13 protein-coding genes and 1 pseudogene are annotated in these 19,629 nt (G+C 46.1%); 11 read left to right on the top strand and 3 right to left on the bottom strand.

Annotation, left to right across the window (positions count from 1 at the left end; genetic code table 11):
- The 7 genes and pseudogenes from AC1DPK_RS28970 to AC1DPK_RS29000 form a co-directional block, all read left to right on the top strand.
- Positions 1 to 426, top strand: a pseudogene (locus AC1DPK_RS28970) (class II fumarate hydratase); the annotation flags it as partial.
- Positions 427 to 584: 158 nt separating this feature from the next.
- Positions 585 to 2,534, top strand: a complete 1,950-nt coding sequence (locus AC1DPK_RS28975) for an ABC-F family ATP-binding cassette domain-containing protein (protein ID WP_477512424.1) — start codon at positions 585 to 587, stop codon at positions 2,532 to 2,534.
- 45 nt (positions 2,535 to 2,579) lie between these two features.
- Complete coding sequence (locus AC1DPK_RS28980; protein ID WP_477512425.1) at positions 2,580 to 3,212, top strand: fumarylacetoacetate hydrolase family protein; 633 nt, start codon at positions 2,580 to 2,582, stop codon at positions 3,210 to 3,212.
- A 136-nt stretch (positions 3,213 to 3,348) separates the two neighbouring features.
- The gene (locus AC1DPK_RS28985) at positions 3,349 to 4,053 is read left to right on the top strand and encodes a winged helix-turn-helix domain-containing protein (protein WP_441878562.1); all 705 of its coding nucleotides are present in this window, start codon (positions 3,349 to 3,351) and stop codon (positions 4,051 to 4,053) included.
- The gene (locus AC1DPK_RS28990) at positions 4,050 to 5,360 is read left to right on the top strand and encodes a sensor histidine kinase (RefSeq protein WP_477512426.1); all 1,311 of its coding nucleotides are present in this window, start codon (positions 4,050 to 4,052) and stop codon (positions 5,358 to 5,360) included. Before AC1DPK_RS28985 ends, AC1DPK_RS28990 begins: the two co-directional genes overlap by 4 nt.
- Positions 5,361 to 5,457: 97 nt before the next feature.
- Positions 5,458 to 6,135 carry an ABC transporter ATP-binding protein gene (locus tag AC1DPK_RS28995; RefSeq protein WP_477512427.1) on the top strand — a complete coding sequence of 226 codons (678 nt, stop codon included), beginning with the start codon at positions 5,458 to 5,460 and terminating at the stop codon, positions 6,133 to 6,135.
- Between the two features lie 2 nt (positions 6,136 to 6,137).
- Entirely contained in the window at positions 6,138 to 8,885 is a 2,748-nt protein-coding gene (locus tag AC1DPK_RS29000) for an ABC transporter permease (RefSeq protein ID WP_477512428.1), read from the top strand.
- Positions 8,886 to 8,978: 93 nt separating this feature from the next.
- On the opposite strand, the gene AC1DPK_RS29005 is transcribed toward AC1DPK_RS29000, so the two are convergent.
- Positions 8,979 to 9,425 carry a Dps family protein gene (locus AC1DPK_RS29005; protein ID WP_430055183.1) on the bottom strand — a complete coding sequence of 149 codons (447 nt, stop codon included), beginning with the start codon at positions 9,423 to 9,425 and terminating at the stop codon, positions 8,979 to 8,981.
- A 414-nt stretch (positions 9,426 to 9,839) separates the two neighbouring features.
- Here AC1DPK_RS29005 and AC1DPK_RS29010 point away from each other — a divergent pair, with 414 nt between their 5' ends.
- On the top strand, positions 9,840 to 10,859 hold the full coding sequence (locus tag AC1DPK_RS29010) for a LacI family DNA-binding transcriptional regulator (RefSeq protein WP_477512429.1): 1,020 nt from the start codon (positions 9,840 to 9,842) through the stop codon (positions 10,857 to 10,859).
- A gap of 146 nt (positions 10,860 to 11,005) precedes the next feature.
- Complete coding sequence (locus AC1DPK_RS29015; RefSeq protein ID WP_477512430.1) at positions 11,006 to 13,297, top strand: alpha-amylase family glycosyl hydrolase; 2,292 nt, start codon at positions 11,006 to 11,008, stop codon at positions 13,295 to 13,297.
- Between the two features lie 109 nt (positions 13,298 to 13,406).
- Here AC1DPK_RS29015 and AC1DPK_RS29020 read toward each other — a convergent pair whose 3' ends face one another.
- Both AC1DPK_RS29020 and AC1DPK_RS29025 read right to left on the bottom strand, forming a co-directional pair.
- Complete coding sequence (locus tag AC1DPK_RS29020) at positions 13,407 to 15,350, bottom strand: glycoside hydrolase family 15 protein (protein ID WP_477512431.1); 1,944 nt, start codon at positions 15,348 to 15,350, stop codon at positions 13,407 to 13,409.
- 4 nt (positions 15,351 to 15,354) lie between these two features.
- The gene (locus AC1DPK_RS29025; protein WP_076268828.1) at positions 15,355 to 16,383 is read right to left on the bottom strand and encodes a LacI family DNA-binding transcriptional regulator; all 1,029 of its coding nucleotides are present in this window, start codon (positions 16,381 to 16,383) and stop codon (positions 15,355 to 15,357) included.
- Between the two features lie 495 nt (positions 16,384 to 16,878).
- On the opposite strand from AC1DPK_RS29025, the gene AC1DPK_RS29030 reads away from it, so the two are divergent.
- Entirely contained in the window at positions 16,879 to 18,189 is a 1,311-nt protein-coding gene (locus tag AC1DPK_RS29030; protein ID WP_441878547.1) for a sugar ABC transporter substrate-binding protein, read from the top strand.
- 125 nt (positions 18,190 to 18,314) lie between these two features.
- The gene (locus AC1DPK_RS29035; protein WP_076268830.1) at positions 18,315 to 19,628 is read left to right on the top strand and encodes a carbohydrate ABC transporter permease; all 1,314 of its coding nucleotides are present in this window, start codon (positions 18,315 to 18,317) and stop codon (positions 19,626 to 19,628) included.
- Position 19,629 lies beyond the last annotated feature (1 nt).

Raw genomic sequence — 19,629 nt, forward strand, 5'->3', positions numbered from 1 at the left:
GGTAAAGTTAATCCAACGCAAAGCGAAGCTTTGACGATGGCAGTATGCCAAGTGATTGGCAATGATACGGCTATTTCGATGGCAGCAAGCCAAGGAAACTTCGAGCTAAACGTATTCAAACCAGTTATCATCTATAACTTCCTGCAATCAGTAGCCCTTCTTGCTGATGGCATGGTTTCATTCAACGACAACTGCGCGGTTGGCATCGAGCCAAACGAAGCGGTAATCAAACGTAATCTAGATCAGTCGCTTATGCTGGTCACAGCGCTTAATCCGCATATCGGCTACGAGAATGCGGCTGCCATTGCCAAAAACGCTCACAAAAAAGGACTAACATTGAAGGAGTCGGCTATCGCGAGCGGCTTGCTTACTTCAGAGCAATTCGATGAATTTGTTCGTCCCGAGAACATGATCGGAAAGCGTTAATAAACAGCGAAATAAGAAAGGATCAGCTCTTGTCTCATGGGACAAGGTGCTGATTCTTTTTGCTGTACAGAGGTTCATGTTATGATATGGGCTTTTTATGGTATGATACGAGGGGCTGCAATCGCAGCAATACTATTCCAAAAAAGTAGGTTTGTCTCATGCATTTATTGTCTGTAGAACATATAACGAAGAGCTATGGCGAGAAGCTATTGTTCGAAAATGTAACATTTGGCGTAGAGGATGGCGACAAAGTCGGCATCATTGGTGTGAACGGCACGGGAAAGTCCACCTTTCTTAAGGTGATTGCGGGCCTAGAACAAGCTGACTCAGGCACAGTGTCGATCGGCAACCGGGTAACGGTTAGAATGCTGGCGCAGGATCCGGTATTTGCTCCGAACGAAACGACGCTGGAGCATGTGCTTGGCGGAGATTCTCCTCAGCTAAGAGCTGTGCAGGCTTATGCTGCGGCAATGGAAGCGATTGAGCTTAATCCAAGCGATGTAGCGCTGCAAGATAAGCTGATTAAGGCAAATCAGCTTATGGATGAATTTGATGCATGGCAGCTGGAGAGCGATGCGATGATGGCGCTGTCAAAGCTTGGCATTAATGATTTTGAAGCGAAGGTAGAGACGCTGTCCGGCGGCCAGCGCAAGCGTGTCGCTATGGCTGCTGCTTTATTGCTTCCTTCCGATGTGCTCATTCTGGATGAGCCTACGAACCATATCGATAATGATTCCGTGGCTTGGCTCGAAGGCATGCTGCAAAAACGCAGAGGCGCATTGCTCATGATTACGCATGATCGGTATTTCCTTGATCGTGTCAGTAACCGCGTCATCGAGCTCGATAAAGGCCAAGCCCATTTCTATCAAGCAAACTACAGTCGTTTCCTTGAGCTGAAGCTGGACCGCGAGGAGCGGGAAGCTTCGACAGAATCGAAGCGTCAAAATTTGCTGCGCAATGAACTCGCTTGGATCAGACGAGGAGCTAAAGCAAGATCGACGAAGCAAAAGGCGCGTATCGATCGCTTTGAGGCGCTTAAGGCAGATGCACCGAAGCAAGCGGGCGGGAAGATGGACGTATCGGTAGCTTCGACTAGACTTGGCCGGAAAATCCTTGAAATGGAAAATGTGAAAAAAAGCTTTGGTGATCGGACGCTTATTCGCGATTTTAGCTATATTGCTGTTCCAGAGGACCGAGTAGGCATCGTCGGCCGCAACGGAAGCGGGAAATCAACGCTAATGAAGCTGATTACAGGGCAATTAACGCCAGACGAAGGAACCGTGGACCTTGGTACAACAGTCAAGCTGGGCTGGTTCTCGCAAGAGCATGAAGAGATGGATCAATCTTTGCGGGTGATCGAATATATCCGCGAGGGCGCTGAGCAAGTAAAGACGGCTGATGGCTCGACCATATCGGCGGGACAAATGCTGGAGCGTTTCCTATTCTCCCCTACGATGCAGTGGACACCGATTTCGAAGCTGTCCGGCGGCGAGAAGCGCCGCTTGCAGCTATTGCGCGTGTTAATGAATGCGCCGAATGTGCTGCTGCTCGATGAGCCGACGAATGACTTGGATATTTCCACACTTACAGTGCTGGAGGATTATCTTGACGATTTCCCGGGCGTGGTGTTCGTTGTCTCTCATGATCGTTATTTCCTTGATCGGACAGTAGACAAGATTATCGCGTTCGAGGGCAATGGCGTGATTGCACATCACACCGGCAACTATTCGGATTACCAAGCGTTTGTTGAGAAATACGGCTCTGGAACTACGCCATCAGCGGTTGCAGCCGACACAGCCGTTGCAAAAGCGGCTTCGAGCGCAGAGTTGAAAAGTACAGAAGCGGCTGCGAAACCCGCGGTTAAGGGACGTACACTCAAAATGTCCTATAAGGATCAAAAGGACTTTGAGCAAATTGATGGCTGGATTGAGGCTGCGGAAACCGAGATCAGTGAAATCGCCTCACGCATGGAAGCTGCAAGCAGCGATTCTGCTCGTCTCCTAGAGCTGGCAGCAGAGCAGCAGCAGCTGGAAGAAAAGCTGGAGAAGCTAATGGACCGCTGGGCAGAACTGAATGAATTGGCTGAGCAAATTGCTGCCCAGAAGTAAACGAAACCGATTTAACTTAGTTGAAATAGAAAGGCGGCATTGTTCATGAGCAGCAATGAGATTCGTAATATTTATTGTATCGGTCGAAATTATAAACTTCACGCTTTGGAGCTTGGCAATGAGGTGCCTGATAAGCCGCTCGTGTTTACAAAGCCGTCGCATGCCATTGTTCCAATGGCAGGCAACACCGTTGATCTTCCCGGTAATGTAGGCGAGGTGCACTTTGAGCTTGAAATCGTACTGCGGATTGGCCGTGGGTATGAGCCGGGCATCGATCCAGAACAATGCATTGACGGCATGGCGCTTGGTTTGGACTTAACACTTCGTGACGTTCAGTCCAAGCTGAAGGCTAAGGGACAGCCATGGCTTGCGGCCAAAGGGTTTAAAAACTCAGCTCCGCTTGGTGAATGGCTTCCTTATCCAGGTGCAGCGGCTCTTGCTGAAAACGAGTTTGTGCTCTTGCGAAATGGCGAAGAGGCGCAGCGCGGCAAAGTCAGCGATATGTTATTCAGCGTATCGGAGCTGATTCAATTCGTAGGAGAGCATTACGGGCTTGGCGCCGGCGATCTTCTATTCACAGGAACGCCAGCAGGGGTGGCTGCTTTGCATGATGGTGACCAGCTGCAAGCATTATGGGCAGGTACAGCTGTAGGCAGCTGCAGCGTAAAGTTTGTATAAGATCAATTGATTATCATTTCGCGGCAGCGAGTTTGTTTAGCGAACATCCATAGATTTGTATGAAAAGACAGTTCTTCCCTACTTGGAAGAACTGTTTTTTTATGCAACAATTTATTTAGGGGAGTGTGAGTGTAAGATGAAAGTCGTTTGGATTGAGGATGAGCAGCAGCTGCTTCAGGAATGCGCTGATTATTTGCGGAAAGAATCGGTGGAGGTTTATGGCGCTTCCTCATTGACCGAAGCGGAGCCGCTCATTAAGCAGATGAATCCGGATTTGCTGCTAGTAGATTGGATGCTGCCCGGTGGAGCGAGCGGAATAGACATTTGCAAGCGTAATGAAAAAGAGTGGAAGCTGCCCTTCATTATGGTAACAGCCAAGGGTGATGAATTCGATAAGGTGCTGGCACTGGAGCTTGGCGCGGACGATTATTTGACGAAGCCGTTTGGGCTTCGTGAACTAAGTGCGAGAATTAAAGCGGTTATGCGCAGAGCAAGCAAGCATGGCGAGCCATCCCTTCCTGCGCCTGATGAATCGATTATTTATAGAGGACCGCTCATGCTCGATCAGCAGCGCTTCACAGCTGTGCTCAATGAGCACAAACTTGACTTGACCCGTACTGAATTTTTGCTGCTGTGGAAGCTCGCGGCAAATCCAGGCAGAGTGTTTACACGAACACATTTGATGGATGAGGCGCTTGGCGACGGTTTTCTCGGTTATGAGCGAACGCTCGATTCACATATTCGCAATTTGAGGCGTAAGCTGGAAGGCGGCGATGAGAAGCGTGAGCTCATTCAAACCGTGTATGGAGTTGGCTATCGTTTTACGGAGGAAGTACTGTGAAGAGCTATAGCAGTACAAGCATGCAGCGTGAGAAGCTTAGATTAATTTACATATGTATGATTGCTGTCGTTGTTGCATTTATTTGTACCTCATGGATGATGAACAGCATCGATCGGACTGAGCTTAAGAAGACGCAGCTGTTTTGGAATGGATACGCCAAGCTTTTTTATGAGTCGACGGGAAGCTGGATCGGTCTTGAGGATCGGCTTCAGCATGATCGTTACATGATTTCCGGACACAAGTCGCTGTCCATTATCGTTTATGACAAAGATGCTGTAACCGAGACAGCCACGCTTGTCATTAAGCAAAATACGGATAAAGACGCGCGGAAAATAGCCGTACTCTCAAATGGCTCGATTGTCGGGTATACGCAGGTATCGACTACAGCTCAGAAACTTATAAGTATGAGAATGGTATTGCCGCCGCTGTTGCTCGCTATGTTGATATACATCATTGGATTATGGGTTATTCAACGCTCGCACAATGTTTCAAAACAAACGGAGCGGCGAATAGCGGCGTTAATTTGGGAGCGAGCCTCTTTATCAGCAAATCATCGTATAGACGGGGACAAGCAGCTCACGGATGCGCTCGATCAAATAGATGGGCTTGTGCAGCGCGTAGAACGCTTAGAAACGGTTAGGCGAACGATGGTAGCTGACATTGCTCATGAGCTTCGAACGCCGATTGCAGTTATGCGGACGCAGCTGGACCATGCCATTCAGGAGGGACTGCCGCTGCCATTAGCGCGTACTGTATCGCTTCATGATGAGACGCTGCGTCTCACTAAGTTAGTTCGAGATTTACAGGAGCTGTCGCTAGCGGAATCTGGCCATTTGTCCTTAAGCAAAAGCTGGTTTTCACTTACCGCGCTAGCAGCGGCGGTTGCTGAGACGCTTGTCGTTCAATCGGATGAACATACAATACAGGCAACGGTACATATGGAGCATGATATTCGTATTTATGCGGATGAAGCAAGGATCAGGCAAATTATTATTAATTTGATTGGGAATGCGCTGCAGCATGCACGCTATGAGCTGCGAATCGAGCTCAGCTTAAAAGCTGGATATGCGGAATTGACGATCATCGATGATGGTTTGGGAATTGAAGAGGAGGAGCTTGCTTTTGTTTTTGACCGCTTTTACAGAGGAGCTGGGCAAGCTAGAGCAAGCAAACGCGGCTCAGGGCTGGGCCTTGGGCTCGCTATAGCGAAGCAATTCGCGCATGCCCACAGCGGAACGCTTGATGTGTCGAGCAGCTATGGCAAAGGAGCTGCGTTTACGTTAAGCCTCCCCATCATAAAAGACTAGCCATCTGCACAAGTTCTGCATATTTGCTCCATTAAGAATGCATATCGATTTGATAAAGTGATAGCATTCAATGGAACAAGGGGTGAGGATTGAAGAGATGATAAAGATAAAGGAATTATGTAAGACGTATGGCAAGGGAGAAGCAGCGGTCAGAGCGCTGAGGGACGTATCTTTTACAATTAATAAAGGAGAAATGGTATCCATTACGGGTGCCTCCGGTTGCGGCAAATCAACGCTGCTGCATATTATGGCAGGCATCGAGTCCAGCGATAAAGGTGAAGTATGGATTGGAGACGCGCCCATCCATTCATGGGAAGACGAAAAGATCGCTAAGCTGCGGCTTGCGAAGATGGGGTTCGTGTTTCAATCCTATCATCTCATACCGGTGCTGAATGCTTGGGAGAATACGGCGCTGCCGCTTATTGCCGCAGGCAGTGATGCCAATAAGGCCAAAGAGAGAGCGCTTGAAGCGCTCAAAGAGGTTGGGCTGTCTGATAAAGCTAATCAATATCCTAATCAACTATCGGGCGGTCAGAATCAACGAGTTGCTATCGCTAGAGCTATTGTGGGGAGACCCGATATCATTTGGGCAGATGAGCCTACAGGCGCGCTTGATACGGAAACGGCGGATCAAATCATTGGGATGCTGGAGATGCTCAATCGCCATTACAACACAACGATCGTTATTGTGACGCATGATCAACAAGTAGCTAACCGAACATCACGCACCATTCGATTGCAAAACGGACGTGTTATCCATGATGGGGGCGTTTAGTCATGCTAACGTCTAGTCTTGTATGGCGAATGGCGCTGAGTCATCTGAGAAAACAATGGAAGCAGACGTTGATCACGATAATGGCTGGAGCCATCGGGGCTATGCTGATCGCCATTAGTGCTGTAAACTATGAATCGGTCGAGCGAAGCGGGGCAGCTTGGATTGAGAGGCATCTAGGCCCGATCAACTGGAAGCTAACGCCGGAGAAGCTTAATTCTGACGGTTTCTCCGCGGAAGAGGCTGCATTTTTAGTAGACTTCTCACGAAAAAGCGACTATACAATTCTTCCCTATGTAAAGGCGGAAGCGGCTGTTTTTGCTGAGGCTGCAAATACGGGTGAGCAATCCATTCTGAAAAATATGCTGTTTATGGGCTTCTCTATGAAGGAAGCTGTTAGATTTGATCCTGCCTATGAAAACTTATGGACAAATGGCTTGGCTGACGATGAGCTTATTATTAACCGTGACATAGCCAAGCTTCTGCATGTTGACGTCGGTGACGCGCTTAAGGTTACTGTCTCAGGCAAAGAAGAGTTATTTCGCATTCGTGCGGTAGTAGAGCAGCGAGGACTCACTGGCTACCAAGAATATGGTGCATTTGCCGGTACAATAATCGGTACGGAGCAAGCTGTGCGTCAAATGTCTGGCCAAGCTGGAGATGGCTATGAGGCTATACTGGCGGGAAACTCTGATCCATCTGTAAACTTGGGCGGCATGTTTTTTGTTTCAGGCCACACCTACAATGTAGAAAATTTGAAAAGCAAATATAAAAATGAAGTCGATGATATGAACTATTCGATCATTATTGGCATGATCAGTATTGTAGCCGTTATATCGAGCATGCTGTTTATGCGGCAGGTGCTGGTCATGATTGGCGATTCCAGGCGGGAGATGTATGGTATTCTACGAGCGATCGGATTCTCGCGAGACAATATATCTGCGATGTTTATGGTTGAGGCGCTCTTGCTGTCAGCAGCTAGTGCGCTGCTTGGTACGCTGATTGGGTTGTCTGGCGGTTATGGATTGATTCAATTTTTTTATAGCTTCTATGCAACGGACCTATCTCAAATGGCTGGTCTCGTTGTGCCGATTACAGCTCATGTTTCAATCCTAACAGCAGCAGCTGTATTCGCAGCAACCTTGTTGTTCCTTCTTTTCATTTCTGGATTAACAGCTCGTAAAGCAAGCAGATTCAATATTGTTGAAGCGCTGCGAGGGCCTTCAGCGGACAGCGGGACCTTGCGAGCGAAAGGGTGGAAACGAACGCGAAACCGCTGGGTAATCGCTGCGGGTTTATCCGCTACTTGCGTTCATTTTATATTTGCATTTATCGATCCGCCTGAATTAACGAATGACAACATGCTTACCATTGTGCTTACTTGGATAGCATCCGTGTTTACAGTGTTATTTATCGCGCTTAATGTAGTGGGGAAAATGACTGTCCCGCTGCAAAAGCTGCTGCGGCTTATTGGTGTTCCGCCGATATCCATGCTCCTTGCTGTTAAATACCCGAATCAACATAAAGGACGAACGTACACAGCAGCGCTTTTATTTGCACTTGTTATGATGTTGATTACATTTTTGGTTGGCATTACGCAGCTTATACAGGCTAGCGGGAATGTTGATCGCATAAATCAAACTGTCTTAGGTTTTGGTGGTTATGCGGTATACCAATCTGAGCTGGAGAAGGATAAAATTGAAGCGGTTGCCGCTGCTGACCCGTTGATACAGGAGCATATGAAGGGGAAAGTTGTCGTGGAGCCTTATATGCTTAGTATGCAGGAGAACGGCATAGCTCAAGCTATCATACCCGTTACGAAGGAGCTCCTGCTTAATAACAACTTTGCATTAAATGCGCGATCGCCAGCGTTCTCAAGCGATGCTGAAGCATGGCAGGCTGTACTGAATGACCCTGCATATGTAATCCTGCCTGACTATTATAAAGAGAAGTTTCCTAAGCCATTATTAAATCTCAAGGCAGGCGATAAGATTACGCTTCCTGTATATAAGAGCAAGCTCCGATCGAGAGAAGAAGCATGGGTTCCGGCACAGAAACGAGATTTCATTATCGCTGGTTTTTTAAATAACGACGCAGCTTCCGGGTTAATAGATTTCTATGGCACAACCTTGATGAACAAAAAAGTTGTAGATGAGCTGCGTCCGCTTGGTCACAAATGGCCCAACCAAACCGATCTTGGTTTCGTTTTATTCCAATTTGATTATAAAGACATTAAGCTGGCCAAGGAGCTGGAGGAAAGATTTGCACTTGAAGGCGTACTGGCCTTTCATGTACCTTATGTACAAAATACAGCGGAGCAATTGATTAATAAACAAATTGGCTATGGATTCATAGGTTTTACGGTTATATCCGCTCTTATTGGTTTGCTAGGTCTTGCGATTATTTTGTTTAGAGCTGTGCGCGAGCGGAGCAAACAGATCGGAATGATGCGCTGCATCGGCGTTCCCGGCAAGTCCATATTTTGGATGCTGTTTATCGAAGGTTTTGTTATAAGCTTGATGGGTTTGTTGTCAGGCCTAGCGATAGGCCTTAGCGGGGTTCATATGTTTGTCGAGAGTGTGAAAGAGGATTTGAAAGGCGATAAGTCGGCTCTCCTATATGAGTATCCATTCGATATTGTTTTTCCCATTATAGCTGGCTTGCTGCTGGCCTCTCTGCTTATTAATATTACGCCAGCAAGGGCAGCACTCAAGCTGAAAGCGGTTGATGTTCTCAAAATGAGCAGCGATTAAAATGGATGTATCAGGCTAGAACACTAAGCAAATAAAGGAGCTTCGACAGTGAGTTTACTGCCGAAGCTCCTTTTTGCACAGGACGAGCAACAATTATTTTCCATTAAAAGCGGTAAGCATCCATACATGTTTCTCAAGTGTCGTATGAATAGCAAGGAGCATGTCGGCTGTTGTTTCATCGTCAGCCTTTTGTGCGGCCTCCATGCCGTCTTTCAGTTCACCGATTACGGTTGTAAAATCTTTAATCAATTGCTCAACCATTTGCGTCGCATCTTCTTTATTGGATGCTTCTTCAATGCTTGAAGTTTTCAAATAATCTTTCATGGTTGCGATAGGCGTACCCTTCACGGCAAGCAAACGTTCAGCGATTTCATCGACATGAAGCGCAGCTTCTTCATAAAGCTCTTGGAATTTTGCATGCAAAGTGAAAAACTGGGAGCCCTTTACGTACCAGTGATAATTGTGCAGCTTGATGTAAAGTACGCTCCAGTTGGCGATTTGGCGATTCAAATGTTGTTGTACAGTTGTAGGTGTTGTCATAATGATCATCCTTTCTGATGGTAGTTTGCGCTATTTGCAGTCAGTGAATACAAAAATGGAAAGGTTGATTGCAAATTCTGAATTAAATTAGACTAACTCCTTGTTTATAATTATTACAAACTAGAAGATGTCTGTCAATATGTATACACCATTTTGTTAGAGTTGAAACATCTTATTGGCATTGAAGCTCATTTTTCTTTTTATTACGGAGTAGAAGAGGCCATCTGACGGGACAAAGTAGAGCGCTTACAAAATAATGATTGACAGAAATATACAGGATAAAATATAGTATGAATTATTAAATGAAACGTTTAATCAATTATTTATTAATTTCATATATCTCCTAATTTAAACTCTTTGTTCATAAGTGTTTAACGTAGATGAAACGTTTAATTATTGTAAAGGTGGTTCGTCATGAGTCAGGAACGAATAACGATTAAAGATGTTGCTAAACGCGCAAAAGTATCGATTGCTACGGTATCCAACGTACTGAATGGAACAGGCAGAGTAGCGCCTAACACGGTTCAGTCGGTTCAAGCAGCTATCGCTGAGATGAATTTCACGCCAAGCATGTCCGCTCGCAATTTAAAGGATAAGAAATCATCGCTAATAGCGGTCATTGTCCCTTTCTTGGAGAAAGGCAGACTGCATGACAATCCGTTTTATTGGCAGCTTGTTACGGGCATTGAAGAAGGGGCACGGAATGAGAAGCTGCATGTCCTTCTTGTTGGGGTAGAGCCGGATGAAACCTTTTCATTCGTTCGTGAGCGCCATTTGGATGGTTTGATCATTATTGGCGTATTTGAGGGTTCACCGATATACGAGCGAATTTTAGAGTTGAATGTGCCTTGTGTGTTTATGGATAGCTATTTAAAAAACAATGAGCTGTACCAAGTTGGGTTGGATGATGAGCTTGGGGGTTATATCGGAACAAAACATCTGCTATCACTTGGACACCAGAACATCGCATTATTGACCGGGACACTGCTGGAAGAAGGCGTTAATCATAGACGGTGGCTCGGCTATAAGAGAGCGCTGGAAGAAGCAGGGATGGCCTACCAAAGCGACCATGTTTTCGAGGTTCCTACCTCCTCCATTAGCGGTTATCGCACGGCATCTCAAATCGCTTCAAGAGGACAGGAGCTAACGGCTGTATTCGCTTTATCGGATGTTCTCGCTATTGGATTAATTAAAGGCTTGCATGATCTCGGTATCGTTGTGCCGCGTGATGTATCCGTAATGGGTTTTGACGATAATCAGAACAGCCATTATATGGTGCCCGGCTTAACGACCGTTCATCAGGATATTGTGCTCAAAGGACAGACGGCTGTGAAATTGCTGACTGCACAAATGGATAAGGATGCTGCTGTCGATCGCAAGGTCGTAATTGGAGTCGAGCTGACCATTAGGCAAAGCACAGCAGTAAAGAAATGAACAGAAGCAGCGTGATAAGCAGCAATCTATGAAGGGGGTGATGCCAAACTTCTAGGAGCCTAGGTGAAATCATGCGTCTAAACGGAGGGTATTTTTTGAACTAGGCAATAAATCTGCATTTCAAAATAGTGGGGAGTGTTGAATGGATGAAGGTTATAGGGAAAAGGTTAGCTTTGTTCGTATTAGCAGCAGCACTTGTATTGCCGGCAATTAGTGTTAATCCAAGAGAAGCAGAGGCATTAACCGCATCGTCCGCGCTTAGTCCAGTTACGCCAAAGGATACGGTGTATCAAATTATTACGGATCGATTTTATGATGGCAACACAAGCAATAATATCCCTGCTGGCTCCTCCGCTGCTTTATTTGATGATGCGAATGGCGATGGTAAAGGGGATGGCAATGATTTAAAGCTTTATCAAGGCGGAGATTGGCAAGGGATTATCGACAAAATTCCTTATTTGAAAAATATGGGTGTAACAGCTGTTTGGATATCCGCACCCTACGAGAATAGAGATACAGTAATTGAGGATTACCAGCCTGGCGGCAGCATGAATAAATGGACGAGCTTCCATGGCTATCATGTTCGCAATTATTTTGCGACGAATCAGCATTTTGGGCTCATGAAGGACTTTGAGAATCTTCGTGATGCTCTCCATAATCAAGGAATGAAGCTGGTCATTGATTTTGTAACGAATCATACGAGCCGCTGGCAAAACCCGACTAACGGCAATTCTCCAGAAGACGGCAAGCTCTATGAGCCGGATAAAGACGCAAGCGGCAATTATGCCTTTAATGCTGCTGGCAACCCTTACGATTACAACAACGATGGCAAAATAGAAAACCTAATCGCCGACCCGAATAATGATGTAAACGGCTGGTTTCACGGATTAGGCGATCGCGCAGGCGACAATTCTCGTTATGGCTTCCGTCATAAGGAACTCGGCTCGCTTGCGGATTTCTCGCAAGAGAATGCCAATGTAGTTGCGCATTTGGAGAAGGCAGCGACATTCTGGAAATCGAAGGGCGTTGATGGCTTCCGCCATGATGCAACGCTGCATATGAATCCTGCATTCACGAAAGGTTTGAAAGACGCCATTGACTCCGCTGCAGGCGGACCGCTCACTCATTTTGGTGAATTTTTTATTAGCAGACCTGACCCGAAATATGATGAATTCCGTACCTTCCCTGACCGTACGGGCGTGAATAATCTTGATTTTGAATTTTATCGTTCTGCAACAAATGCTTTCGGCAACTTCACCGAGACGATGTCTACTTTCGGTAATATGCTGACACAAACGAGCGCCGATTATTCCTATGAGAATCAAGCGGTAACATTCCTGGACAACCACGACGTTACGCGGTTCCGCTATATTCAATCGAACAATAAGCCTTATCATGCTGCGCTTGCAACGCTTATGACATCACGTGGAACACCAAATATTTATTATGGTACGGAGCAGTATATGTCCTCCGCGGACAGCAGCGATATTGCTGGCCGTTCATTTATGCAGAAGGCGGCTGCTTTCGATGAGACGACAACGGCTTTCAAAGTGATCAAGAATCTATCGGCCTTGCGTCAGTCCAACGAAGCGATCGCTTATGGTACAACTTCCATTCTGTACAGCACAGACAATGTTCTCGTTTACCAGCGTCAGTTCTACGACAAGCAAGTGATTGTCGCTGTAAATAGACAGCCAGATATTTCGTATACGGTTCCTGCAATTAATACAACGTTGCCTGTAGGAACTTACACAGATGGATTGTCCGGGCTGCTAATGGGCGCGTCGAATACGGTTACGAGCGTATCAGGTCAAAATAAAATTTCCAGCTTCACGCTTTCAGGCGGCGAGGTTAACATTTTGGCGTACAATCCATCGCTTGGCACTACGGTTCCAAGAATCGGAGATGTTGTTTCTACCTCAGGACGCCCAGGCAATACCGTTTATATTTACGGAACGGGCTTAGGCGGCACGGCTACCGTGAAATTCGGTACGGTTGCTGCAACAATCGTATCTAACAATGATACGTTTATCGAAGCTGTCGTTCCAGCTGTAGCTGCCGGTTCACGCAGCATTACGGTTACGAAAGGAACAAATGTCAGCAATAGCTTTACTTACGAGGTACTGTCGGGTGATCAGGTGCAGGTCATCTTTAAGGTCAATGCCACAACGACAGTTGGACAAAATATTCATATCGTCGGCAGCATTCCTGAGCTTGGCAGCTGGGATGCAGCTAAATCGACGGAAGCGATGATGAATCCGAACTATCCAGTATGGTTTCTGCCGGTAAGTGTGCCGAAAGGGACGACCTTTGAATTCAAGTTCATTAAGAAGGACAGTCTCGGCAATGTCATCTGGGAGAGTGGAACGAACCGCTCGTTTACTTCACCTGCGAGTTCGACAGGCACGTCTGATACTGCCGTCTACAATTGGTCTTGATGTAAATCAGCAGCGCGGAATTCAAGCATAAAAAACCCCGACGGTTCAAGCAACCGTCGGGGTTTCATTTATTTGTGATTTTTTAAAATCGGATAGAGCAGGTTTTACTTTACTTTGCTTCCGCTTCCGCAAGCATGAAAATCGTCAATATAAACATGGCATGCGACCAAGTAAGCGGGACAACCCAAGCGGTTTCGCCGGTGTTTTTGTCTACTTGCTCTGGCAGGAGGCCGGTCTCCGTACGATGGTCCATCGCCCACTTCAGCAATTGCTTCGCTTCATCAATGCTGCCGGTTTGAATGCGATAGTGAGCAAGCCATAGTGTAGTGAGAATCCATGGGTTACCGCCAATATAGATATCGTCCTCATAGCGCTTAATGCCGCCGACGCCCGGTACAGTCAATGCAGCTTCAACAGCATCAGCAGTGCGGCGCATGGAGTCATCATCTGCCGCTACCGCTCCAAACGGTACAGCGATGCCAAGCAGGCTGATATCAATTACAGCATCATGATCGAGAACATGCTTCTTGTAGCCTTTATTGCTTTCAGTCACATAACCAGTTGAGCCAGCTGCCAAGGCTTGCTCGTATTTGCCTGCGTTTACTGTTAGGTCAACTCCGCGGTAGAATCGGCCGCCTTCCTCGTTCCAGCATAGCTCTTTGATCGCTGCTGATATCCGCTCCGCAGCAGCAGTCCATTCAGCTGCAAGCTCAGGTTTGCCTGCTAGCTCGGCAAAGCTCGCTGCTGCCGTCAACCCGCCGTATACAGCGGCTGAGGAGTACGTATGCGACGCTTCACGCTCTTCCCACAGGTCGATGCTAGGCTTCGGCAAGCCGCTCTCTGCATCGAGGAAGCTCATCAAGAAGGATGCGCCTTTCTCTACAGCAGGCCATACCTGCTTAGCGAAATCAGAGTCCTTTTTCTCCAAATAATGCTGCCACATTCCCCAAAGAATCGACGAGCCTTCATCAATTTGCAAACCCCATGACGGCGCTAAGCTGCCATCATGATAATGCCGCTGCTGCCATGAACCATCTGGTGATTGCGCAGAAAGCGTCCATGCATAGAAGCTGTCGGACAGAGCGCCAAGACCTGCTTTATCAAGCGCAGTCGTAATGAATGCGGCATCTCGGCCCCAGCAGTAGGAATAACCCCCGCAGCGCGTGAAATTTTCATCAAATTCTGGAGCAGCGATAATGCTGCCCGTTTGCTCATCGGACATGAGCTTGAACATAAGCAGGGATCGGTCATATAGATCTGAGATTTCGTTGTCGCCAATCGGACAAGGGGCAGCGGCAGCCAAAAATTCATGCCAGTAGGTTGTCGTTTCTTGAACCCATTCTGCGCTTGTTTTGCTTTTTGCAGTACGCATTTGTTGCAGTACGCTTTCTTCATCATGGCCGGCTGTTATATAGACGGGAATCGTTACGGATGCGCCTGCTGCAAGCTCATTGATACGCCAGTTCAAGGCACCATCTGGTTTCATATCAATGTTATTGCCGTTCAACTCACCATGCTGAACGTTATCCCAGTTGATTCCTGATTGATAACCTGTGCATACGTTTGCACTTGAAAGCGCAAAATAATACTTATGGCGGAAATGAACCAAGGAGTCTTCAGCGGCATTAAACATAGTTGTGTTATATAGATTATTCTCGCTTACGAGAAAAGAAGAGTGAACGATAAACGAGAAGGAAGCAGCTTGATCGCTGACGTTTGTGAACGTGTATTCACGAACGATAATATCTTGGCCGGGAACAGCAAAATGCAAGCTGCCCACTTGAACGGGCTGTTGGTCAGTACGAGCATTCACTTGCAAAATGTTTGTTTTTGCAACATATGCCGTCTCATGAGTGAAGCCGTTCGTTTCTTCATCAAACCAGGAAACAGGGGATTGCGCCCACTGAATTCCTGTGCGGATAGCGTCTACATGCTGCGGCAAATCAATGTTCGGCCACCACAGGCGATACATTTTGCCTGTGCGGCCAAGCGATGCGAGAAACTTGGAATTGCCGATAATGGCATCCACTAAAAATGGTTTTTTATTTGACATGCTGTCAACTCCTCTTGGATACGGTTTGAATCGATGATTCGCGAACGATCAGCCTATGGGGAATAATCATTCTGTTCTGGTGTATGCTTTCTTCTTGGATAAGACGAATCAACATTTGTGATGCGGTGTAGCCGAGCTGATAGGTTCCGATATCTATTGAGCTGATCGGCGGTGTTGCAAGTTCGGACAATGCAATGTTATTGAAACTTACGATGCTAAGATCATCAGGCACCTTGTACCCAAGCTCTGTCAGGCCGCGCAATACGCCGAATCCGACCACATCATCGATGACAACAAGGCCGCTAGGTCTTTCGGGCAGGCTCATCATAAATGACATGGCACGATAGCCGCTTTGCTGAAGAAACTCGCCTTCAACGATCCATTCGGATCGAACAGGCAAACCGGCTTCGGACATGGCTCTGCGGTAGCCTTCCATCCGGTCATGTGCAACGGTTAACGATGGCGGACCGCTAACAAAACCGATTCTTTCATGGCCTTGGACAATGAGATGCTGCGTCGCATCATAAGCTGCTTGCTCATTGTTATTATCGACTGATAATATATTAGGCCGATTTTCTGTGCGGCCTATTAATACAGTAGGAAACTTATGTTTGTCCAATAGGTCGATTAAAGGGTCATTTACCCGAGAGGATAACAAGATAACGCCGTCAACTCGTCTACCGAATACAAGACGTGATACGGTTTCCGTCTCGTCGCTTGGCGACGTCGCTGCGGTAAGCAGCATATCGTATCCCGCTCTTGTTGATTGCGTCAATATTCCGCGAAGCAATTCACCGAAGAAAAAGTCCTGAAACAGCTCTTCAGCTGGTCGAGGCAGCATTATGGCTAAGGTTTGTGTTGTTTTTGATACCAGACTCTTCGCCATCACGTTAGGATGGTAGCCCATTTCTTCCATATACCGTTTGACCTTCTGAGAGGTTGCCTTGCTAATTCTAGGATGATTAGAGACGACTCTTGATACAGTGGAAGGAGATACCCCTGCAGCTTTTGCAATATCTTTAATGGTTACCATATTAAGTTGAACCCCCACCCGCGCAAACGTGCTTGCTTTATATGCTTCATCCTAATGCAACTGTTGCCTAAAAGTAAATATATATCTAAAGTAAGCGTTTCACAAATATTGAAAAACTGAATGAGAAGGAGAATATCGAAGAAAATTGAAGATAACTCCGTATTTAAGCGGAATATTGAACTGTGCAAACGTTTTAACAAACCGTGCACCTTGTTGTATGATGAATCCACGAATAGAACGCTTTCAAAACAATTCCACCATGTTTTCAGCTGTGAAACGGCATAAAAACCGCTCACAAATTATTTTCTAGTATGATTTGTACAAACGTTTGCGCATTGTTGAGCTTACCAATTTATGATGGAAGTAAGCTTTTCAGAACGATGAATAAAACGTTTGTGCGAATGCAGCCTATTAGAAAAGAGCTTGAGGAATTGTTGGAACGCCGCGAATTCAAAAAAAAGGCATGAAACACATTATGGAGGGGGATCACCTAGCATGAAAAAGTGGTTTGTAATGTCATTAATCACAGCCTTGTTTATCGTTTCCGCTTGTGGTGGAACAAATAAGGCAGAAAACACAGAGAAAACTGGAAATGCAACAAATGCTCCAACGAATAATACACCTGCTAACGAAGGTACTGCATCAGAAGAAATCGTTCCTGAAGAAGGCGCATCACTGCTTATATGGGAAAGTAAAGAGGAACGTCCTTTCGTTGAAGCCATCGCGAAGGAATTCACTGCAAAATACGGCATTGAAATTAAATTCGAGGAAATCGGCGCAGGCGATCAAGTAAACAAGCTGGTTACAGACGGCCCTGCAGGTCTTGGCGCTGACGTTGTTCTTTTCCCTCATGATAACCTTGGTAAAGCAGTAACAGCTGGATTGGTTTTGCCAAATGACTACTATGAAGAGCAATCAAGAAGCGCAAACTCGGAAATTGCAGTAAATGCAGTATCTTATGACGGCGTGCTTTATGGATACCCGCGCTCGGTAGAAACATACGCATTGTTTTATAACAAAGCACTAATCAAAGAAGCTCCAAAAACGTTTGATGAGGTAGTAGCATTCTCGAAAACGTTCAACGATACGAAAAACAACAAATACGGTCTTATGTGGGATGTAGGAAACTTCTACTTCAGCTATCCGTTCATCTCAACTGGCGGTTATGTATACGGCGATAACGGTCAAAACAAAGACGATATCGGCCTTAACACAGAAGGCGCAATCGCTGGTTTGAAATACTACGGTTCATTGAAAGACAGCATTTTGCCGCTTAACTCTGGCGATATCAACTACGATATTAAAAAAGGTTTGTTCATCGGCGGTACACTTGCAATGGATATTAACGGACCTTGGACTATCGGCGATTACAGAAACGCTGGCATCGATTTCGGCGTAGCTCCATTGCCTAGCATCAACGGCCAACCGGCTTCTTCCTTCTCAGGCATTAAAGCTTGGTATGTTAACTCATTCTCGAAATACCCGAATGCAGCACGTCTATTCTCTTACTATGCATCTACAAAAGAAGCTCAGTTGAAAAACTTTGAACTGACAGGCGCTATTCCTGCGAACACAGAAGCAGCAGCAGATCCTACTGTACAAGGCAATGAAGTGGTAAAAGGTTTCTTGGAGCAATTCAACCAATCGACGCCAATGCCTTCCATCCCTGAGATGGGCAATGTATGGACTCCTATCGGAGCAGCATTCTCTGACGTATGGAACTCCGGCAAAGATGCAAAAGCAGCTTTAGACAATGCCGTGCAACAAATTAAAGACGCTAACAACGGCGCAGCGGCATCGAAATAACATCATATCAACGGTTTCACCCGCCGAATTCCTTCGGCGGGTGAACCGATGTTTTATAAGCGATACTTTCCATACTAGCAAGTTGCAACAAGTTTTTTTATATGAAAGGAAGGGAGCCAGGCGGGATGAATCGTCATCGCAGCACCGCGGCTATATTGTCGTTACTCGTAATGGGTCTTGGCCAATTGTATAACCGCCAATTTATAAAAGGCTTAATTATGCTTGCTGTTGAAGCAGCGGCGCTCATGTATTTTATTCCAAACCTAGGAAGAGCGATTTGGGGAGTTGTCACGCTCGGAGAGAAAACGCAAGGGCTTGAGAAAATAGGTAAAATCAGTGTTCGTGTAGAGGGAGACCATTCGATCTTTCTTCTAATCAGTGGATTAATAACGTTAATTTTATTCCTGCTATTTGTCTTTATCTATGTTATGAATATCCGCGATGCTTATCTGAACGGCAAGCAAAGAGACGCAGGAGTGGCGCCAGCAAGCTTTCGGAAGACGTGGGCTTATGTAACGGATCGTAATTTTCCGCACTTACTGCTTACGCTTCCGGCGCTCGGTGTATTGTTTCTAACGATCATGCCGATTATCTTCATGATTATGCTTGCTTTCACCAACTACGCATCGCCTGATCATATTCCGCCAGCTAAGCTGGTTGACTGGGTAGGCTTCCAAACGTTTGCTAATCTATTGACTTTGAAAACGTGGAGCCATACATTCGTTGGCGTATTTACTTGGACGATTGTATGGGCTGTTATTGCAACGGTAACGACGTATTTCGGCGGTTTGTTAGTTGCGCTGCTAATTGAGCAAAAAGGCATTCGTTTTAAAAAGCTATGGCGGACATTGTTCATTATTCCTTATGCCATTCCGCAATTGATCTCCTTGCTCGTCATGAGAAATTTGTTTAATGGACAATTTGGTCCGATCAATCAATACTTAAAGTTTTTTGGTATGGGCAAGCTGCCTTGGCTGACAGATCCATTTTGGGCAAAGGTAACGGTTATTATCGTTAATATGTGGATTGGTATCCCGGTTTCAATGGTACTTATTCTAGGCGTATTGACTGCAATTCCGAAAGACCTGTACGAAGCTGCCGATGTTGACGGCGCAACAGGCATACAGAAATTCCGTATTATTACGATGCCATTTATTTTGTTCTCGACGGCACCGATTCTGATTACACAGTTCGCTGGCAACATGAATAACTTTAACGTTATTTTCTTGCTCACGAACGGTGACCCGGTTAAAGGTGATTACCAGTACGCCGGCAGCACGGACTTGCTTGTAACCTGGTTGTATAAGCTAACGCTGAACAACAGTCAGTTCAATATGGCATCCGCGATCGGTATCATCATTTTCTTGATCGTAGCGTCGTTCTCTATTTATAACTATCGCCGCTCACGGTCATTTAAAGAGGAGGATATGATTCAATGAA

This window comes from Paenibacillus sp. 01T424 (assembly GCF_056398745.1).